At 68.5% G+C, this 16,975-nt stretch carries 19 protein-coding genes and 3 pseudogenes; 13 read left to right on the top strand and 9 right to left on the bottom strand.

Features of this window, described 5'->3' with window-relative positions; all coding sequences use genetic code 11:
* A partial coding sequence (locus ACZ4MF_RS43630; RefSeq protein ID WP_467499265.1) for an IS5 family transposase occupies positions 1-434 on the top strand: 434 nt, incomplete at its 5' end.
* Positions 435-455: 21 nt separating this feature from the next.
* On the opposite strand, the gene ACZ4MF_RS43625 is transcribed toward ACZ4MF_RS43630, so the two are convergent.
* Complete coding sequence (locus ACZ4MF_RS43625; protein WP_467499263.1) at positions 456-626, bottom strand: hypothetical protein; 171 nt, start codon at positions 624-626, stop codon at positions 456-458.
* A gap of 445 nt (positions 627-1,071) precedes the next feature.
* A complete protein-coding gene (locus ACZ4MF_RS43620; protein WP_467499261.1) occupies positions 1,072-1,215 on the bottom strand; it encodes a hypothetical protein in 144 nt (47 codons plus the stop codon).
* On the opposite strand from ACZ4MF_RS43620, the gene ACZ4MF_RS43615 reads away from it, so the two are divergent.
* From ACZ4MF_RS43615 to ACZ4MF_RS43600, 4 genes are all read left to right on the top strand, one after another.
* Positions 1,214-1,675 carry an NUDIX domain-containing protein gene (locus ACZ4MF_RS43615; RefSeq protein WP_467499259.1) on the top strand — a complete coding sequence of 154 codons (462 nt, stop codon included), beginning with the start codon at positions 1,214-1,216 and terminating at the stop codon, positions 1,673-1,675. The genes ACZ4MF_RS43620 and ACZ4MF_RS43615 overlap by 2 nt on opposite strands.
* A 106-nt stretch (positions 1,676-1,781) precedes the next feature.
* Positions 1,782-2,054: a hypothetical protein gene (locus ACZ4MF_RS43610; RefSeq protein ID WP_467499257.1), complete on the top strand. Its 273-nt coding sequence runs from the start codon at positions 1,782-1,784 to the stop codon at positions 2,052-2,054.
* A 113-nt stretch (positions 2,055-2,167) separates the two neighbouring features.
* Positions 2,168-2,950, top strand: coding sequence for an XRE family transcriptional regulator (locus ACZ4MF_RS43605; RefSeq protein ID WP_467499255.1), 783 nt, complete (start codon positions 2,168-2,170; stop codon positions 2,948-2,950).
* 16 nt (positions 2,951-2,966) lie between these two features.
* Positions 2,967-4,157 (top strand): M20 family metallopeptidase, encoded by a 1,191-nt coding sequence (locus ACZ4MF_RS43600; protein WP_467499253.1) that lies wholly within the window; start codon positions 2,967-2,969, stop codon positions 4,155-4,157.
* Between the two features lie 54 nt (positions 4,158-4,211).
* Here ACZ4MF_RS43600 and ACZ4MF_RS43595 read toward each other — a convergent pair.
* Positions 4,212-5,029, bottom strand: a protein-coding gene (locus ACZ4MF_RS43595) for an IS5 family transposase (RefSeq protein ID WP_467499251.1) whose coding sequence is annotated in 2 segments (ribosomal slippage) — positions 4,212-4,687 and positions 4,687-5,029 — 819 coding nt in all. Because the reading frame shifts where the segments join, the coding sequence is not laid out codon by codon here.
* 89 nt (positions 5,030-5,118) lie between these two features.
* Between ACZ4MF_RS43595 and ACZ4MF_RS43590 the strand changes: the two genes are divergently transcribed.
* From ACZ4MF_RS43590 to ACZ4MF_RS43575, 4 genes and pseudogenes are all read left to right on the top strand, one after another.
* Entirely contained in the window at positions 5,119-5,478 is a 360-nt protein-coding gene (locus ACZ4MF_RS43590; protein ID WP_467499249.1) for a transposase, read from the top strand.
* A 171-nt stretch (positions 5,479-5,649) separates the two neighbouring features.
* Positions 5,650-6,501 carry an IS5 family transposase gene (locus ACZ4MF_RS43585; protein WP_467499247.1) on the top strand — a complete coding sequence of 284 codons (852 nt, stop codon included), beginning with the start codon at positions 5,650-5,652 and terminating at the stop codon, positions 6,499-6,501.
* A gap of 306 nt (positions 6,502-6,807) precedes the next feature.
* On the top strand, positions 6,808-8,085 hold the full coding sequence (locus tag ACZ4MF_RS43580) for an erythromycin esterase family protein (protein WP_467499245.1): 1,278 nt from the start codon (positions 6,808-6,810) through the stop codon (positions 8,083-8,085).
* 259 nt (positions 8,086-8,344) lie between these two features.
* Positions 8,345-8,734 (top strand): annotated as a pseudogene (locus tag ACZ4MF_RS43575) (transposase); the annotation flags it as partial.
* A 326-nt stretch (positions 8,735-9,060) separates the two neighbouring features.
* Here ACZ4MF_RS43575 and ACZ4MF_RS43570 read toward each other — a convergent pair.
* The gene (locus ACZ4MF_RS43570; RefSeq protein ID WP_467499274.1) at positions 9,061-9,201 is read right to left on the bottom strand and encodes a hypothetical protein; all 141 of its coding nucleotides are present in this window, start codon (positions 9,199-9,201) and stop codon (positions 9,061-9,063) included.
* Between ACZ4MF_RS43570 and ACZ4MF_RS43565 the strand changes: the two are divergent.
* Both ACZ4MF_RS43565 and ACZ4MF_RS43560 read left to right on the top strand, forming a co-directional pair.
* Positions 9,169-9,411 (top strand): annotated as a pseudogene (locus ACZ4MF_RS43565) (IS110 family transposase); the annotation flags it as partial. The gene ACZ4MF_RS43570 and the pseudogene ACZ4MF_RS43565 sit on opposite strands and share 33 nt — an antisense overlap.
* Positions 9,412-9,846: 435 nt before the next feature.
* On the top strand, positions 9,847-10,749 hold the full coding sequence (locus ACZ4MF_RS43560) for an MBL fold metallo-hydrolase (protein ID WP_467499243.1): 903 nt from the start codon (positions 9,847-9,849) through the stop codon (positions 10,747-10,749).
* A 252-nt stretch (positions 10,750-11,001) separates the two neighbouring features.
* Here ACZ4MF_RS43560 and ACZ4MF_RS43555 read toward each other — a convergent pair whose 3' ends face one another.
* Positions 11,002-11,883, bottom strand: coding sequence for a helix-turn-helix domain-containing protein (locus ACZ4MF_RS43555; RefSeq protein ID WP_467499241.1), 882 nt, complete (start codon positions 11,881-11,883; stop codon positions 11,002-11,004).
* A gap of 244 nt (positions 11,884-12,127) precedes the next feature.
* Between ACZ4MF_RS43555 and ACZ4MF_RS43550 the strand changes: the two genes are divergently transcribed.
* Complete coding sequence (locus tag ACZ4MF_RS43550) at positions 12,128-13,213, top strand: ketopantoate reductase family protein (RefSeq protein WP_467499272.1); 1,086 nt, start codon at positions 12,128-12,130, stop codon at positions 13,211-13,213.
* A gap of 260 nt (positions 13,214-13,473) precedes the next feature.
* Positions 13,474-14,457, top strand: coding sequence for an aldo/keto reductase (locus ACZ4MF_RS43545; RefSeq protein WP_467499240.1), 984 nt, complete (start codon positions 13,474-13,476; stop codon positions 14,455-14,457).
* Between the two features lie 65 nt (positions 14,458-14,522).
* Here the strand turns inward: ACZ4MF_RS43545 and ACZ4MF_RS43540 are convergent, their stop codons facing one another.
* The 4 genes and pseudogenes from ACZ4MF_RS43540 to ACZ4MF_RS43525 form a co-directional block, all read right to left on the bottom strand.
* Entirely contained in the window at positions 14,523-14,822 is a 300-nt protein-coding gene (locus ACZ4MF_RS43540; RefSeq protein ID WP_467499238.1) for a hypothetical protein, read from the bottom strand.
* Between the two features lie 200 nt (positions 14,823-15,022).
* Positions 15,023-15,685, bottom strand: a complete 663-nt coding sequence (locus ACZ4MF_RS43535) for a class I SAM-dependent methyltransferase (protein WP_467499236.1) — start codon at positions 15,683-15,685, stop codon at positions 15,023-15,025.
* A 211-nt stretch (positions 15,686-15,896) separates the two neighbouring features.
* Entirely contained in the window at positions 15,897-16,067 is a 171-nt protein-coding gene (locus ACZ4MF_RS43530; protein ID WP_467499234.1) for a hypothetical protein, read from the bottom strand.
* Between the two features lie 66 nt (positions 16,068-16,133).
* Positions 16,134-16,942: pseudogene (locus ACZ4MF_RS43525) on the bottom strand (LLM class flavin-dependent oxidoreductase).
* Between the last annotated feature and the right edge of the window lie 33 nt (positions 16,943-16,975).

The raw sequence follows: 16,975 nt of genomic DNA, 5'->3' as shown, positions 1-16,975 counted from the left end.
GCAAGAAGGGCAGCAAGCTGCACGTCCTGTCCGACGCTCAGGGCTTACCCCTGGCGCTCGGTGTGTCCGGTGCGAACGTCCATGACAGTCAGGCTTTGCTGCCGCTGGTCCTGGGCATACCCGCGATCCGGTCGCGGCGCGGTCCGCGCCGGCGCCGTCCCGGCAGGCTCCGCGCGGACAAGGCCTACCACTCCGGCGAGCACCTGAGGTGGCTGCGCAGCCGCGGCATCGTTCCGCGCATCGCCCGCCCGGGAATCGAATCCAGTGAGCGGCTCGGCCGACACCGCTGGAAGATCGAAAGGTCGATCTCCTGGCTCTTCGGCTACCGCCGCCTCACCGTCCGGTACGAGCGGAAGGGTACGCACTTTCTCGGCTTCCTCGGTCTCGCGGCCGCACTGACCTGCTACAAGAAGCTGACCAACCGCACCACGTGAGACAAGCTCTAAGGACTCGAATCAGAATGAGGTCTTGAGTCGTCGCCGCCAGATGATGGCGCAGCCGAGGGTGATGAAGGCTTGGTGGATGTCGTCGCGGCGTACCCAGCGGATGCGCAGGCGGCGGAACCAGTGCAGCAGCGCGATCGCGCATCTGCCATCCGCCCGCCGCCGGAGCCGCCCGTCCCGCACCCTCACCGCTCCGTCCACACCCGCCGTCACGCCTGACGACCGGCTGGCCGGGCACGGGGTGGAGGCAGTCCTCCTCGGCGACCTCGAGTGCACAGCGTTGCTGCACGATGTCATCGCGAAGGCCCCGACTCTGTGGAAGTAGGGCAACAAAAAGTAGCTGAGCCCCGTATCCCCACCATCGACTCGCGGCCGTGGCTGGACGGCAGTGTCAATCCCCTGATCTGTGGAGACCTTCCCGTGCGGCCAGCTCCTCGATGATGTTGCCGCCGCTACCCACCCTGCTGCGGAGGTTCTCTCCTGGCAGCTCGGGCGGCCCGTCAACGCCGTGGAAACGGGCCTATCCCGCGCTCCGTCCACCGTGCCCGACCTGCCTGGAGAGCCTGACCCGATGCGCCGACTGTTTCAACGGTCAGAGCGGCGACGTCGGCGGCGCCGCCCAGGTCGCTCACGAGGCGGCGAACTTGTCGGTTAGCCCGTTCAGCTCGACGCTCAGAGCGAGGACGACTCCGTCGCTGTCGACGGCGTCGAGGTCGAAGTGGATCGCGATCAAGTTCACGGAGGGGCGCGAACCCACCACACTCTCCCCCATGGCGCAGTTACTCCCGCGCGAGTTCCCCGGATTCCAGCTCCAATTCGCGACGAACCCGCTCGCTTCGCCCGGCGGAACAGTCGAGGCCACAGACGCCTCGCCGGAAGAGACATTGCGTCGCGAGGTCATGGAGGAGGCCCAGGTGACCCTCGGAGACGACATCGTGCGCCTGGGCTGGGTGTACGACGCGACCGGTGACGTCTACGGCGGCATCGGCCCGCGCGCACGCCTCCGCCTGGCCGCTCCCGTCACGAAGGTCGGCCTGGCCTGCGCGGATCCGGCCACCGGCCGCACCTTCGCACGGCTCCTGGCCACACCCGACCAGGCGGCCGCGCTCCTCGGCTCGGGCGAGACGGGATACCGGCAGGCCGAACTCGCCGCCCGCTTCCCCCACGAGCGGTGGAGCATCCCCCACGCGGTTCCAGGCCCGGTCACCGAACTTCCCGCGACGCGCTCATGAGCGCGCTCTTCGCCTCAGCATGCGGCCCACCCGACTCAGACGGCGCCCCGGGCCGCGCGGGGCGCATCTATCCAGTCTGGGCGCCCTACCTCACGACTCACGGGCGATGGCGATCCGGGATCTGGCGGCTCTGGTGTGGTGGGAGTGCCTTGCCGGGGACGACGCGGGCGCTGGAGCAGAATGGGCCGAGTTCGCCGACGCCGCCCGCGCCGTCGTCGAGGCTCCACTCCTCACCCTGGCGACCTATGCCAACCAGATCCAGGTCCTGACCTTGCGCAACGCCGAAGTGGAGACACAGAACGCCCGTCTCCTCGAACGACTGCGACATTCCGGTGAGAACGTCACGGTGCTTCCGGCCCAGGGCCGTCCCTCGGCCTGACCGAACACCTCACCTGCCGGTTCGCACCTTCTGCGAAAGGCTGGTGCGGGTCTGCCGAACCGCCGGTGGGCGGGGAAGACTTCGGGTACACGTCGGCGGAAGGGGAGGGGGCGGTGTCCGTGGCCGCGGTCAGCAGTACGGACTCGGCGCTCAAGCGGGCCCGGGTAGCGCGGAACATGACGTTGGAGGAGGCCGTCGACGGCCTGAACGCGATCACCGGCGGTGCGTCGGATGCGAGCCTGATGAGCGCGTGGGAGTCCGGGCGGCGCCGTACGGGCAAGCGGAACCGGGCGGGGCTGTGTCAGATGTACCGCGAGCGTCCCGAGGTGCTGTTTGCCCATCAAGACGGGGCGGCGGCCACGAGCGTGCTGGAGACTTCTGGTACCGCGGTGGTGGTCAAGGTGCTCCCTCTCTGGACGGACCTGGTCGAGGCGATGGTGGACGTTGCCGCCGGGGCGCGTGAGCACCTGGTCGTCACCGGCTCCCGGTCGCGGGAGAAGGCGTATCTGGCGGCGATCGAGACGGCCGTGGCCCAGCACCCGGACCTGGTCCACTATCGGGTGCTGTACGGGCCGCCGCGGCACGCCGTGTTGGCCGACCACCTGCTGCGGCTGCTGGAGCTGCGTGACCCGTCCGCGCGTCGCAACGGCGTCAAGACGCTGCACATCGGGATGGTGGAGCCCACCGAGGCGCTGGAGAGGTTCTTTGTCGCTTCCGACACCGCCGCGGTGGTGCCGCTGCCCAGTTTTCACGGGGCCGAGGGCTTCGACTGCGGCGTGTTCCTCAGCCGGGAGGCGGCCGTCGGGCTGGTCCACCATGGGCGGGAGGCGTGCGCGTCCGCACGGCCGGTGGAGACGATCGAGGCCGTCCGCGCACTGCCGGTGCGGCACGACTGACGTGGTGGGGAGAACCGTGAGCGACAACCTTCAGCAGGCGGCCGAGGCCCGCGTGGCGTCCGTGGTCGAGCTGGCCCAGGAGCTGATCCGCCGGCCGAGCCGGGCCGGGATCGACGACTACGGGCCGGTTTTGGGTGTGCTGGAGGACTGGCTGACCGCCCGCACCCTGCCGCACCGCCGCCTGCACGATGACGCCGGTCAGCTGGTGGGGCTGCTGGTGGAAATCCCCGGAGGCCGGCCGGGGGCCTGGTGGACGCTGGACGCGTGCGTGGACACCGCCCCGTACGGCGACGAGTCCGCCTGGTCCTTCCCGCCGGCCTGCGGCGACATCGTGGACGGCTGGCTGCTCGGCCGGGGCTCGTCCGACTCCAAGCTCGCCGCCGCGATGTTCTGCCACATCGCCGCCGACCTGCTGCCTCGCGCCGCTGACCTGTATGGCGGGCTCGCCGTGCTCCTGGATGTCGATGAGCACACCGGCGGTTTCGGGGGCGCCCGCGCCTACCTCGCAGATGAGGTCGCGGCCCGCCCGGCCGGGGTGATGATCGGCTACCCGGGGCTGGACGAGGTCGTGGTCGGGGGCCGGGGCCTGTGGCGTGCCTCCCTCGCCGTGCACGCTCCCTCCGGGCACTCCGGATCGAGTCGGACGGTGGTCGGCGCCATCTCGCGGGCCGCCCACCTTGTACGGCTGCTGGACGCCGCCGACCTGCCCAGCGTCGACGGCGCCTCAGCCTTCCCGTTGCCGCCGAAGCTGTCGGTCACGTCCTTCCACGGCGGCCAGGGCTTCTCGGTCACCCCCGACCGGTGCGACCTCAACGTCGACATCCGCACCACCCCGACCTTTGACGCCCACGACGCCGAGACGCTCGTCCGCAAGGCCGTCGCCGAGCTCGATGCGGAGCTGCCCGCACCGACGCCGACCGAGGTCACCCCCATCGCCACGTGGCCGCCGTTCCGCCTGACCGAGGACGAGCAGCCCGCCGCCGCCCTGCTGAACGCCGCCGCCAAGGCCGGGCTGATGGTGAGGGCGAAGACCGCGGGGCCGTCGAACATCGGCAACCTGCTCGCCGGGGAGGGAATCCGGGCCACCGCCGGATTCGGGGTGCCGTACGAGGGGCTGCACGGCATCGACGAACGCGCCCACCTTGCCGAACTCCCCACGGTGTACGCCGTCTACCAGCGGGCCATGCTCAACCTCCTTGGGGCCTGACGTCCCAGGCCCGTCCCAGTTTTCTCCCAGATCCGCTCCCAGTAAGACCGTGTCCTATGTGGTGAGGCGGACGAGTCGCTTGTAGCAGCACAGGGCCGCGGCGAGACCGAGAAAGGCCAGGTAGTTGCGGGGATTACGCTCGTATCGCGGGCTGAGCCTGCGGTAGCCGGACAGCCACGACATCGTCCGCTCGATCACCCACCTTCGGCGGCCCAATCGCTCACTGGACTCGATGCCTTTGCGGGCGATCCGGACTCCAATGCGCTTGCCGCGTAACCATTTACGCAGGTCCGGGCGGTCGTAGGCTTTGTCCGCGTGGAGGCGCTGGGGCTTGAAGTAGCGGCCGCGATGCGGGTCGTGTCTCGTTTGGTGACCCGCCACCATGGGCTTCAGACCTTCGCTGTCGTGAGTGTTGCCGGCCGAGACGCCGACGAGAAGCGGCAGTCCGTTCGCGTCCGACAGGACGTGCATCTTGGAACCCGGCTTGCCTCGGTCCACGGGCGACGGACCTGTGTGTTCGCCCCCTTTTTCGCCCTCACGTGGGCGGTGTCGAGGACGACGCGGGTGACGTCGATCAGGGCGGCGTCGTCGAGCCGGTTCAGGACCGCCTCGTGCAGACGGCCCCATACGCCGGCTCTGGACCAGATCAGGAACCGGCGGTGGGCCGTGGACTTCGAGACGCCGAAGCAGGGCGGCAGAGCCCGCCAGGCACAGCCGCTGACCAGCACGTAGATGATCGCCGCGAACAGGGTCTCATCAGGCGTGTCCTGCGTTCCGCCACCCTGCGGCCGAACCCTCGACGGAGGGATCAGCGGCTTCGCGATCTCCCACAGCCCGTCCGGAACAATCCAACTCCACGTACCCCGCCCCATGCACGGCTCAACGTCCGCCTCACCACATAGGACACGGTCTAAGAGCTTGTCTCACGTGGCGTGAGATGGATGCGGCATGATGCCTTGCCATGGGTGTTGGTCTGTCGCAGCGGTTGGTTCCTGACGAACTCTGGTCGCTGGTCGCTCCGTTGCTTCCGTCGTTTGCCTCCCGTCCGCAAGGCGGGGGCACGGCCCCGTGCGACGAGCGGGCCGTGTTCACCGCTGTGGTGTACGTGTTGACCAGCGGATGCGCATGGCGGCACCTCCCCGAGAACTTCGGGGTTTCTCCCGCCACCGCGCACCGCCGGTTCTCCGCTTGGACCGAGGCCGGACTCTGGAGACGGTTACACCGAGCAGTCCTGGACGAGCTCGGTGCACGCGGTGAAGTGGACTGGACCTCAGTGATCGTGGACGCGGCCTCGGTCCGCGCGAAAAGGGGGGATCGCTGACCGGGCGCAATCCGGTCGACCGGGGCAAGAAGGGCAGCAAGCTGCACGTCCTGTCCGACGCTCAGGGCTTAGAGCGTCCGCCAGTAGGTCATGAACGCGACAGCGAGGCGGCGCGACGGGCTCGAACTCGATGATCATGGACTCTACGCTCTGTGACCATCGGGAGAGTTCGTGTCCGTCGTGCCTGCGTCCATCATCGCGCCGATCCGTGAGGAGTTCCTCGCCTCGCTGCCGGATCGTGAGGACGCTCACCCCTTGGGCTGCCACAACCCGCGTATCCCGGACGGGATCGTGTTCGACCGGATCGTGCTCGCCCTGGTCTCCGGGATGGGCTATGAGCGCGTTGCCGATGAGGCGTGCTCGGCGACCACGATCCGGCGGCGACGTGATGAGTGGATCAAGGCTGGCGCAGGCGCCGTCCTGGCCCGAACGGTGCCCGCCGCCTACGACCGGATGGTCGGGCTGGAGCTGGAGGAGTTGGCTGCGGACGGCTGCATCACCAAGTCCCCTTCCGGCGGCGAGTGTTCCGGAAGGTCCCCGGTGGACCGGGGCAAGCAGGGACTGAAGCGGTCCCAGCTGACCGACGGCTACGGGATACCCGTGGTCACCGTCCCGGCCGGCGCCAACGCGCGTGACCACACCCTGCTGCCCGAGACCCTCGACGAGTTCGCGACCCTGGCCCACGAGTTGGAGCACGTCCCCGAGAATCCGAAGCTGAGCCTGGACGCCGGCTACGACTACCAGCCCGTCCGCACCGACCTCGCCGAGCGCGGCATCACGGGTCGCATCACCCCGCGCGGCACGAAGACGCCGATCCAGACCGACGGCCGCTGGGTGGTAGAGCGGACGAACTCCTGGATGAACAACTTCGGAAAGCTCCGTCGCAACACCGAACGCCGCCGCATCTGCACCGAGTTCTACCTCGCCCTGGCCACCGCCATCATCACGGTGCGAAGCCTTATCCGGCGGGCCTGGTACACCCACCGCTGGGACACCCGACCCCGCACACCCCGCATCCGATAACCCCGGCTCACCGCCTACGGCGATAAGTCCTCCGAGGGCGCCCTGCCTCGCGATGAAGCGCCGGAATATTCGTGTGCCCGTGTACGGCGCCCGGTGCTAGGTTTCGATCATGGCAATCTTCAGCAATTTTCTCTGACGAGGTTCGTCGGCAGACGCGGTGCGCCGTTGGCCCAGTGGCCCGGCGCCGGTTGCGTCTGCGCGTCGTCGCGTCGCTCGTCCGCCCGTGTGCGCATGAGTGGCTGTGTCCTGAACCTCCGAGCCGAGAAATGAGCTCTACTTGTGCCTGCTCAGCCTTCTTCCCGCACCGTGCTTGCCGATTGGTTCCGCGAGCATTCCAGCACCCTGACCACCCTTGACCCCAAGCAGTCTCTCGACGACCTCGAAGGGCTCCGGGAGATCGTCGGCGATGCCCGGGTTGTGGCAGTCGGTGAGGGCGCACACTTCGTTGAAGAGTTCTCGCGCGCACGCCAGCGGGTGCTGCGCTTTCTCGCCGAACGATGTGGATTCACCGTCTTCGCCATGGAGTTCGGCTTCAGCGAAGCCTTCCCCCTCGACCGGTGGCTGCTGGGCGAGGGCGACGACGGGGACCTGGCGAAAGTAAGCCGGGCCGCCGCCGAGTGGGGCGCCGCAGATCTCATGCACTGGCTGCGCCACCACAACCGCACCAGCGGACACCCCTTGCGCTTCGCCGGCCTCGACATCCCCGAGGCCGGCGGGGCGCTACGACCTGCCCTGGAGCCGGTGGCCGAATACCTGCGCGAGGTCGACCCCGACGCACTCCCCCTCGTCGATACGGTCCTGGAGATCAGCGACCGGTTCCTCAAGGGCTGTGGTTCCGGCGCTACGGCCGTGCCCGCATGGGCCGGCCTGGAGACCGCCGAGCAGAACAAACTGACCGCCACACTGGCACGGCTGCTGCTGCGACTGCGCGCCGTCGAACCGCTCTACGTCTCCCGCAGCAGCCAGAGCCGCTTCGACATCGCCCGGCGCCGGGTGGAAGCGGCCTGCCACACCGACTACATGTTCCAGGCGGGAAACGCGCTGATGTCCGGTCGGGGCCTGGCCGCGGACCTGTCGGTGCGAGAGATCTATCTGGCCGAGTCCCTGCGCTGGCACCTGGACCACGCCGAACCGGGGACCCGGATAGTCCTTGCGGCACACAACAACCACATCCACAAGACGGCGTTTTCTTTGGAGTTCGGCGGCGTCCTCACCACACTGCCCATGGGCCAGCACCTGCAGCGGATGCTCGGCCAGGACTACCGCACCGTGGCGCTCGTCCACACCGCCGACCATGTGCCGGAGATGTACCCCGACCAGAGCGCCGCGGTCGGCTTCACCCTCGCCGAAGCCCCCCTTGAGCCTGCGGCGCCCGGCAGTGTCGAGGCCGCTCTTATCGATGCCGGACTCGCCGACCGGATCACCTTGACCGACCTGCGCCACGCACCGTGCGACGAACGGGGGGCGCCACTGCTCAACGGGATTCGTTTCCAGAGCTCCCATCTGAGCACCCCGGTTCCTGAAGCGTTTGATGCCGTGCTCGCCGTCCCGACAGTCACCCGGGACCGCACAGTGCGCTTCTGACCAGCCTGAACCCGAGCAGGTGGGGCCTCCGCCTGGAGACCCCACCTGCCTACGGCTCAAGGAGGCGGATTCGGTGCCGCACGCACTGGACGATCCGGCAACAGCACCAGGAACTCGGCACAGATCGGGTCGATGATGGACGCGGGCACGACAGGCACAGACGTTCTCCCAGGATCGCAGAGCGTAAGCGATTCCATGATCAGCAGAAGCTTGCCCGTCGTGCCGCTAATCCGTGTTCATGACCTACTGGCGGACGCTCTTACCCCTGGCGCTCGGTGTGTCCGGTGCGAACGTCCATGACAGTCAGGCTTTGCTGCCGCTGGTCCTGGGCATACCCGCGATCCGGTCGCGGCGCGGGCCGCGCCGGCGCCGTCCCGGCAAGCTCCGCGCGGACAAGGCCTACCACTCCGCCGAGCACATGAGGTGGCTGCGCAGCCGCGGCATCGTCCCCCGCATCGCCCGCCCGGGAATCGAATCCAGTGAGCGGCTCGGCCGACACCGCTGGAAGATCGAAAGGTCGCTCTCCTGGCTCTTCGGCTACCGCCGCCTCACCGTCCGGTACGAGCGGAAGGGTACGCACTTTCTCGGCTTCCTCGGTCTCGCGGCCGCACTGACCTGCTACAAGAAATTGACCAACCGCACCACGTGAGACAAGCTCTAAGAATCTTCTGGTCGCATCCGGAGCGTTTGTTGTCCGCGCACAACATCCGAGACGCCAGCAGGGCCGGAAAGGACGCCGAGCAGGTAGCCGGTGTCCTCTCTCACTCAATCGAGTCGTTTCTCGACGAACCGGGTCGTTCGGGCGTCTGTCTCAGCGACCCTAGTCGGCACGTCTGAGCATCACGTCACCATCCCATCGTTGGAAACAGCGGGCATGGCCCTCGACGCGCTCGCCTCATGACGGCCGGCCGGCCGCGCCCCGGCCGTGTCCCGGCCGTGTCCGGCTCGCGAAGACGGCAGCCGTGCTGTCCCCCGTCACGTCTCCCGCGACGCTGCCGAGGCATGCTTCGCCAGTGCCTCGAAGAACAGCAGGCCCTGATCCACCAGCTCCTTGCGTGAGATGTGCAAGGCGCCGTTGAACGCCGCCGCTTCGTCAAGAACAACCGGCTCATGCACGCCGGCTTCCTCTGGGCCTTCTCAGCCCTCCAGGCCTCCCCCGGCGCAAACGCCCACTACCGGCGCCGACGCGAGCACGGCGACTGGCACAACGCCGCCCAGCGTCACCTGCTCAACCGCTTCCTCGGCCAGCTCCATCACTGCCTCCAGACGCGGCAGCACTTCGACGAACAACGCGCCTTCGCAGCACTGCTTCAAGCAGCTGCGTGACCTGGAAGTAGGCACACTGGCGAAGGGGCGGTATTCGAGAAGCGCAGTAAACCCGGCGGTTCGTCGCGCGGCGAGCCGAGTGGAGCTGGCTGCGATTGCGGAGCCGAGGCAGCGTCGTAGTGGCGTTCAGTGGTACCGATGCTGCTCGTGGCGAGGTGGTGACTGTGCGGAGCCGTTGGAGCTATGGGGGTCGGTGAGCTTCGTCGTGATCACGGGACCCTCTGGCCTTCCAGATTGGCTGGCGAGGAAGATCGTGTCGTAGGGCAGCGCCTCCTTGGAGATCGGCGACGCAAGGCAAAGTGGTACCTCCGCTGGGACCCAGCTACTGTCGAAAGCGCCTGAAGTTCGAATTCAGAACATTTCGGGCCACCGTGGCCCCGGCCTCATTTGTTGGCTGGCCCGGTCGCTGCACGCTCCGAGACCGCGGGGGTCGTGATGACCGCACTCGCCTACGCCGTCCACGTCGCTCCGTCGAAGCCGGCGGTCTCCGACGACCTCCCACCAGGCGAGGACCGGCGGATGTGGTCCCCGACATCGTCGACGCTCATCTACGGCGAACGCGACGCGGTGCTCGTGGACCCGTTGCTGACCGTGGACGAATCGCGCCGCCTGGCCGACTGGGTCGCCGCGCAGGGCAAGAACGTCACCACGATCTTCGTCACGCACGCGCACGGCGACCACTTCTTCGGGGCGCCCGCAGTACTCGACCGCTTCCCACAGGCCCGGCTGGTCGCCGCACCGGACGTCGCGGCCCACGCGGGGGCGCAGTGGGGATCCGCCTGGTTCGACGGGTTCTGGCAGCCCCGCTTTCCCGACCAACTCCCCGACCGGCACCTCGTCCCCGAGCCTCTGCCCGACGGCCGGATCGAGCTGGAGGGCGAGGAGCTGCGCGCGATCGAACTCGGCCACACGGACACCGACGGCACGAGCGCCCTGCACGTGCCCTCCCTCGGACTGGTGGTCGCTGGCGACGCCGTCTACGGCGACGTCCACTTGTACCTCGGTGAGGCCAAGGGGGACGGTACGGAGCACTGGCTGCGCGCCCTGGATGTGAATCGAGGCACTGCGCCCGAGCGCCGTAGTCTCCGGCCACAAGCGCGACGGCGATCCGGACAGCCCCGACGACGTGGGGCGGACCCGCCGCTACATCGAGGACTTCACGGCCGCGGCGGCGACGGCCAACGACCATACCGATCTTTACACGTCGATGCTCCGCCTTTATCCCGACCGCGTGAACCGCGGCGTGCTCTGGAACTCGGCCAAGGCCGCGCTCTCCTGAGGATTCCCGGCGCCGCCCTCGCCCCGCTCCGGTCTGAAGCGGGTACGTGTGCGTCGTGAAGGCGCCGCTCATGGACCCGTGGCGTCCGCGTACATCTGTTTTCGAGCGGCACTTGGCACTTGGCACTTGGCACTTGGCACTTGGCACTTGGGCAGGGTCATTCGGTCGAGAGTCAGCTGACCGGTCGGCGTTGACGGGCAGTCAAGGAAACAACGAGGTGGGCGCAGAGCCGGCAGCTTCGGACGGCGAGCGGCTCCCTGTTCAAGATGTGCAGCGCAGTTCACGACCAGCGCCTGCGTTGACACCGTTGTTTACATGAGGCGTTCGTGATGGTCGGCTTGCGGCTGGTTCTGGGTGGCGGCCCAGGTGGCCAGGAGGCGGAGGGCGTCGGCGCTGGGGCTGTGGGGGACGGCGATGTAGATCACGAGGGTGAGGCTGGGGTCGGAGTCCAGGGACATGGTCTCGAAGTTCAGCTCCAGGTCTCCGACGGCCGGATGATGGATTTTCTTGGGTCCGGTGCGGTGTTGCCGGACGTTGTGGTCTGCCCAGCGTTTCCGGATTGTCTCGCTGCGGGTGGACAGCTCCCCGATGAGGTCGGTGAGGTCCTTGCTGTAGGGGTTTCGGCCGGCCTCCCCACGGAGCATCGCGGCGACGTCGGTGGCGGCCTTGTCCCAGTCGGGGAGGAAGTCGCGGGCGGCTGGGTCGAGGTAGATGAACCTGGCGATGTTGGCGGGGCGGCGCGGGTCCGCGAGAAGTGGGGCGTACAGGGCCTGTGCCAGGTCGTTGGCGGCCAGCAGGTCCTGGCGGTCGTTGTGGATCCATGCGGGCGCGTCCGTGACGGCGTCCAACATGTACTGCAGGGCGGGCCGCAGGCGCTTCGCCGCGGTGCGGCGCCGGGCCGTAGTGGGTGGCGAGGTGTGCCGAGCGAGGTCGAACAGGTACTGGCGTTCGGCGTCGTCGAGGTGGAGGGCGCGGGCCACGCCGTCCAGGACGCTGTCGGAGGCTCCCGAGAGATTGCCTCGCTCCAGTCGCACGTAGTAGTCGACCGACACACCGGCCAGCATCGCGACCTCTTCACGGCGCAGCCCCTTGACCCGGCGGTGGCCGCCGTAGGCGGGCAGTCCCGCCTGCTCTGGGGTGATGCGGGCCCGGCGGGAGGCCAGGACCTCCCTGATCTCGGCTCGGTCGTCCATCTCCCCACGGTAAGCGAGCGTCCTGGGGCGAGACAGGTACTGCCATTACCTGCAACACCAGGCACTGCCACCTGTGGGTGAAGCAGGGTTTGCTGGAGGTGGCTGTTCAGGGCGGCCGGCGCCGACGCATCGGCGATACCGCCAGCCGCCCGTCACCAGCGGCGGCCGCCTCCGACCCGGGAAAGTGATCATGAAGCAGACGGCTCTCGGACATTCCGAAGTATCGGGCATCGGCCTGCGCGCGATGGATACGTCTGTCCGCCCCGCCGACGGCGGCAGCGGTACGCGCTACATCGTCATCGGAGCGGGAGCGATCGGCGGGACCATCGGGGCGCGGATGGCTGAGGCCGGGCACGAAGTGGTCCTGGTCGCCCGGGGCGCGCAGTACGCGGCGCTGAAATCGGGCGGCCTGCGCTTCCGCGCCCCGGACGGCGAGCGCGTCCACCGACTCCCCGTCGTCGACGCTCCGCAGACGTTGGGCGCGTTGCGCGCCACGGACGTGCTCGTGCTGACCGTCAAGACACAGGACTGCGAGGGCGCCCTGGACACCTGGGGCCAGGCACCGGTGGAAGGCGGCGGCACGGCCGCGGAACGGCTTCCCGTGGTGTGCGCGCAGAACGGCGTCGAGAGCCAGCGGATCGCCCTGCGCCGCTTCCGCCACGTGTACGGCGTCTGCGTCTGGCTGCCGGCCACCTTCGTCGAACCGGGGGTGGTCTCCGCGTCGGGCGCTCCGCTCAGCGGCATCCTGCACCTCGGGCGGCACCCCCATGGCACCGATGACACCGTCCGCCGGATCGCCGCCGACCTGGAGACAGCGCGCTTCGAAGCCCCCGTGGTGCCAGACGTGGCGCGCTGGCAGTACGCCAAACTGCTGGGCAACCTCGCCAACGCGATCGACGCGCTGAGCGGGCCGGTCCCAGGTGACAGAGGCCAGCGGCTGTACGCGCAGGTGCGCACCGAGGGCGAGACAGTACTCAAAGCCGCCGGCATCCCGTATGCGAGCGTGCAAGAACAACACAACGCACGCGGCGCCAAGGTCCAATGGGTCCAGGGCGGCGGTGGCTCCTCCTGGCAGTCCCTGGCTCGCGGCACGGGCACGATCGAGGCCGACTTCCTCAACGGTGAGATCGTCCTGCTGGGCCGGCTGTACGGCGTCCCGAGCCCCGTGAACGAGCTCCTGCAGCGTCTGGCCACTGAGTTCGCACGGGAGAAGCGGCCCGCCCGGTCACTGCCGGTCACCGATCTGCTACGACTTGTCGACGAGGCGGTGGACGCGGCCCGGATCAACGGCGGAACACATGCCCCACAGGACCGCCCGGCGCGCGCCTGACGTCGGCGTTCCGCACGGCTCGGCGCAGCGGTGCGCCGAGGGCCGTCCACAACGAAGGCGTGTCCCGGTTGCGAGGCAGGCACTGGCGTTACCTGGAAGGCCAGGCACTGCCACCGGACAGCGAAACGAGATTCCCTGGAGACGGCTGTTCACCCAGTCACATCTGGCGCAAACCAGGACATGGGTGTCCGAGCAGCAGCGCCGCCCGCAGCGTGTCGCAATCTGCGGCGGCCGTATCCGCCCACTCCAAGAAAGTCATCATGAAGCACACCACTTTGGGAGACCTGACGGTCGCCCGTATCGGCCTGGGCACGATGGGCATGTCCTCCTACTACACCGGCGCCGGCAGCGACGATGCCGAATCCGTCCGCACCATCGCGCGGGCCGTCGACCGGGGCGTCACCCTGATCGACACCGCCGAGGTCTACGGCCCTTACGTCAACGAGGAACTCGTCGCGAGAGCGCTGGCGGGCCGCCGTGACGAGGTCGTGCTGGCCACCAAGTTCGGCCTGATCTCGCACGCCGCACCGGAGCGGGGCACCCATGTCCTCGACAGCAGCCCGGCCACCATCCGTGCCGCTGTCGAAGGCTCCCTCAAGCGGCTGTGTACCGACCACATCGACCTGTACTACCAGCACCGCATCGACCCGGACACGCCGATCGAAGACGTGGCCAGCACGGTCGCGGAGCTGGTGCGGGAGGGCAAGGTCGGGCATCTCGGCCTGTGCGAGGCCGGACCTGAAACGATCCGTCGGGCCCACGCCGTACATCCGGTGACCGCGGTCCAATCGTCGTACTCGCTGTGGAACCGTGAGGTCGAGGAGCGCGTGCTGCCCACGCTGCGGGAACTGGGTATCGGTTTCGTGCCGTACTCTCCGCTCGGCCACGGCTTCCTCACCGGCACGATCCGCTCCCCCGAGCAGTTCGCCGAAGACGACTGGCGCCGGACCAGCCCCCGCTTCCAGGGGGAGAACTTCTACCGCAACCTGGCTCTCGCCGACGAAGTCCGGGCGGTCGCCGACGAGGTCGGGGCCACGCCCGCCCAGGTCGCTCTGGCGTGGCTCCTGGCCAAGGGCGAGCACATCGTCCCGATCCCAGGAACCAAGCAAGTGACGCGCGTCGAGGAGAACGTCGCCGCCGACGGCGTCGAACTCACCCCGGAACAAATGGCCACGCTCGACAGCCTGCCTCCAGCTGCCGGCAGTGCCGAGAACGACGAGGCCAGGCAGCGGATCGAGCGCTGACACACTCGCAGCACTCGGCCAGCACAGCCGGCACCTTCGACGATCGGTCGGCAACTGCCGCTACTTCACCGCGGATCCAGGCCGTCCCGGCCCGCAGGGGACCACCGTCCCACAACAGCCATGCGCACAGCAATGAACGCCTCGCCGTCTGCCGGCGTCCACTGCCACGGATACAGCCCCGTGAACTCGCCCATCCGCTCGACCAGTCGCAGCCGCGATCCGATCGTGTCCTTCTGCAGGACCCGAGCAGCCTGCTGCCTCGCCCACCCCTCACGTATCGCCGAGAACATCGCCGGTTCGGGATCGAGGTGGACGACGTTGGATGGCAGTGCGAGCGGTGCCGCACCGGGAGCCTCAGTGATCACCCATCCGTTGTATCTGATGCAACATCGATGCATCTGGTCTTCGCGAGCAGGTCACCGCTTCGAGTGACCTCGCAGCAACCTAACTACCGAGGCCTTGACCAGCACGAAACGGTGCACGGCCGGCTGTAGCATGTTGCGCTTGACGCAATTCATCCTGTTTCGGATGAACGTACAGAGCAAGTAGCCGCCTTTGTGGCCTGTCAACCGGGGTTCGTTGGCGGTTCCGCGGTGCCCATGATGAAGCTGCCGCCCACGGTCCGGACATCGGCTGACCACCCCAGCGCTGCGAGCGTGTCCGTGAGCTCGCCGGCGTTGTGGAAGACCTTCACGATGCGATACGGCTTACCGTCGTCGAGTCGGCGCAGCACCGCCGGGATGGGCTGCTCGGTGAGCACTTCCTCGCGGGCGGCCTCTGCGGGGCCGTCGTCGATGGAGATGGCTTTGCCGTTTGGCGCGAGCGCGCAGGCGACGGTGTCCCAGAAGCCCGGTAGACGGGACGGTGGGATGTGGGAGAGCCAGAAGGCGAAGAACACGGTGTCGTAGCGGCGCGGGGGCTGCCAGGTGAACAGGTCGGCCTGGACGAACTGGACGTTGGGGGAAGCGACCCGCGCACGCGCGATGCCGAGCGTCTCCTCCGACACGTCGACGGCTGTCACCGAGCGCGCCCGGGCGGCGAGCGCCCCGGTCCACTGGCCCGTTCCGCAAGCCAACTCGAGCACGTCCCCCACAATCGCGAGATGGTCCGTCGCAGCCAGCAACTCCCGCAGTTCTTCACGCTCGGCGTAGGGCCGGTCGTATCCGCCCGCGTGGGCCCGGTAGTAGGCGATCTGCTCCGTTAAAAGGGCATCCTCGTCGCTGTCCATGGCCGGGACCCTACCGATCGTGTCACCCTTCCGTCCCGCTCAATGCGGCACTGGATTCACCTCGTGATTGAAAGATCGCCAGCTTCGTGATCCACAAACCGACTGTCGGGGGCCGCTTGACTTGTTAGCCCCCTGAGATGTCTAATCCCGCCGGTTTGAGGACGAGCAGCGGGATCTCGGGAGCGCCCGACGGACCGGGCACGGACAGGTTCTACAGGTGGACGGTCCCGTTGCGCGTCAGGTCCTCGTCCGCCACCGCGAAGGCGGGGTGGCGGCGCAAGTCCTCGATGTGCCCGGGGGTGATGCTCGGTGACAGCTGCGCGTGGACGGCCGTCAGCACTGCGGCGAGCTCCGGGTCGAGCGGTTGGTGTGCCCTTGGCATCGGCGATTCCTCGGTTCAGGGGGCGGTGATCTCGTCGGAGACCGGCTTGATGGTGGTGTCGGCGACTCACCGTGCGACCCCGGTCGGGTAGGGGCGGGAGGAGTGAGGACGATGTGGCTGAACCCGCCGTCGAGCGCCGCGCGGATGGTGCGACGGGTGTCGTCGGGCCGGTCGTAGGAGACGGGCAGGACGATGGAGCGGGTGATCTCAGCAGGGTCTCGGCCGATCTCGGCGCACAGCCGGTCCAGTGTGGCGCTGCGCTCGATGGCCTTGCCGATGCCGCCGCCGGGCATGTTCCAGCGGTCCGCGTGCTCGGCGACCACGCGCAGCGACGGGGTGGCCTGGCCGCCGATCAGGATCGGCGGGTGGGGGCGCTGGAGGGGTTGGGGATTGCCGAACGCGCCCGCCAACTGGTGGTAGTGGCTCTGGAAATCGAAGGGGGCGGTGTCGGTCCACAGCCTCCGGATGATCGTGCACGCTTCGGCGAGGCTTCCGACCGCGTGGTCGGCATCGTGGAAGGGAAGGCCGTGAGCCGCGTATTCACGTCGTGCCATGGGCACGTCGGGCCGGGAACCGGCGCCGATGCCGAACTCCAGCCGACCGCCGGAGATGACGTCGACGGTGGCGGCGATCTTGGCCAGGATGGCCGGTGGGCGGAACCTGTTGCTGGTGACCATCACCCCGACACGCAGCCGCTCGGTTCGGGCCGCGAGAGCGGACAGCAGTGTCCAGCCCTCGAAGGCGGGGCCGTGCGGGTCGCCGCCGATCGGCATGAGGTGGTCGGACAGCCAGGCGTGCTCGATCTGCGAGATGCCGTCCGCCTCGTCCCAGACTCGCAGGACGTCGTCGTAGGCGACCTGCGCCGGAGGGGTCATGAGACCGAAGCCCGGCCTGTGGGCCCCTCCGAG

It is taken from the genome of Streptomyces sp. NPDC025793 (assembly GCF_055558375.1).
Note: the sequence above shows the minus strand (reverse complement) of the source record. Positions and strands in the feature narration are given on the sequence as shown.

Coding starts and splice junctions, on each gene's coding strand:
- ACZ4MF_RS43615 (WP_467499259.1), top strand. CDS start 1,214: ATGGCGCAGTTACTCCCGCGCGAGTTCCCCGGATTCCAGCTCCAATTC.
- ACZ4MF_RS43620 (WP_467499261.1), bottom strand. CDS start 1,215: ATGGGGGAGAGTGTGGTGGGTTCGCGCCCCTCCGTGAACTTGATCGCG.
- ACZ4MF_RS43610 (WP_467499257.1), top strand. CDS start 1,782: ATGGCGATCCGGGATCTGGCGGCTCTGGTGTGGTGGGAGTGCCTTGCC.
- ACZ4MF_RS43590 (WP_467499249.1), top strand. CDS start 5,119: ATGGGTGTTGGTCTGTCGCAGCGGTTGGTTCCTGACGAACTCTGGTCG.
- ACZ4MF_RS43560 (WP_467499243.1), top strand. CDS start 9,847: ATGACCGCACTCGCCTACGCCGTCCACGTCGCTCCGTCGAAGCCGGCG.
- ACZ4MF_RS43555 (WP_467499241.1), bottom strand. CDS start 11,883: ATGGACGACCGAGCCGAGATCAGGGAGGTCCTGGCCTCCCGCCGGGCC.
- ACZ4MF_RS43550 (WP_467499272.1), top strand. CDS start 12,128: ATGGATACGTCTGTCCGCCCCGCCGACGGCGGCAGCGGTACGCGCTAC.
- ACZ4MF_RS43545 (WP_467499240.1), top strand. CDS start 13,474: ATGAAGCACACCACTTTGGGAGACCTGACGGTCGCCCGTATCGGCCTG.
- ACZ4MF_RS43535 (WP_467499236.1), bottom strand. CDS start 15,685: ATGGACAGCGACGAGGATGCCCTTTTAACGGAGCAGATCGCCTACTAC.
- ACZ4MF_RS43530 (WP_467499234.1), bottom strand. CDS start 16,067: ATGCCAAGGGCACACCAACCGCTCGACCCGGAGCTCGCCGCAGTGCTG.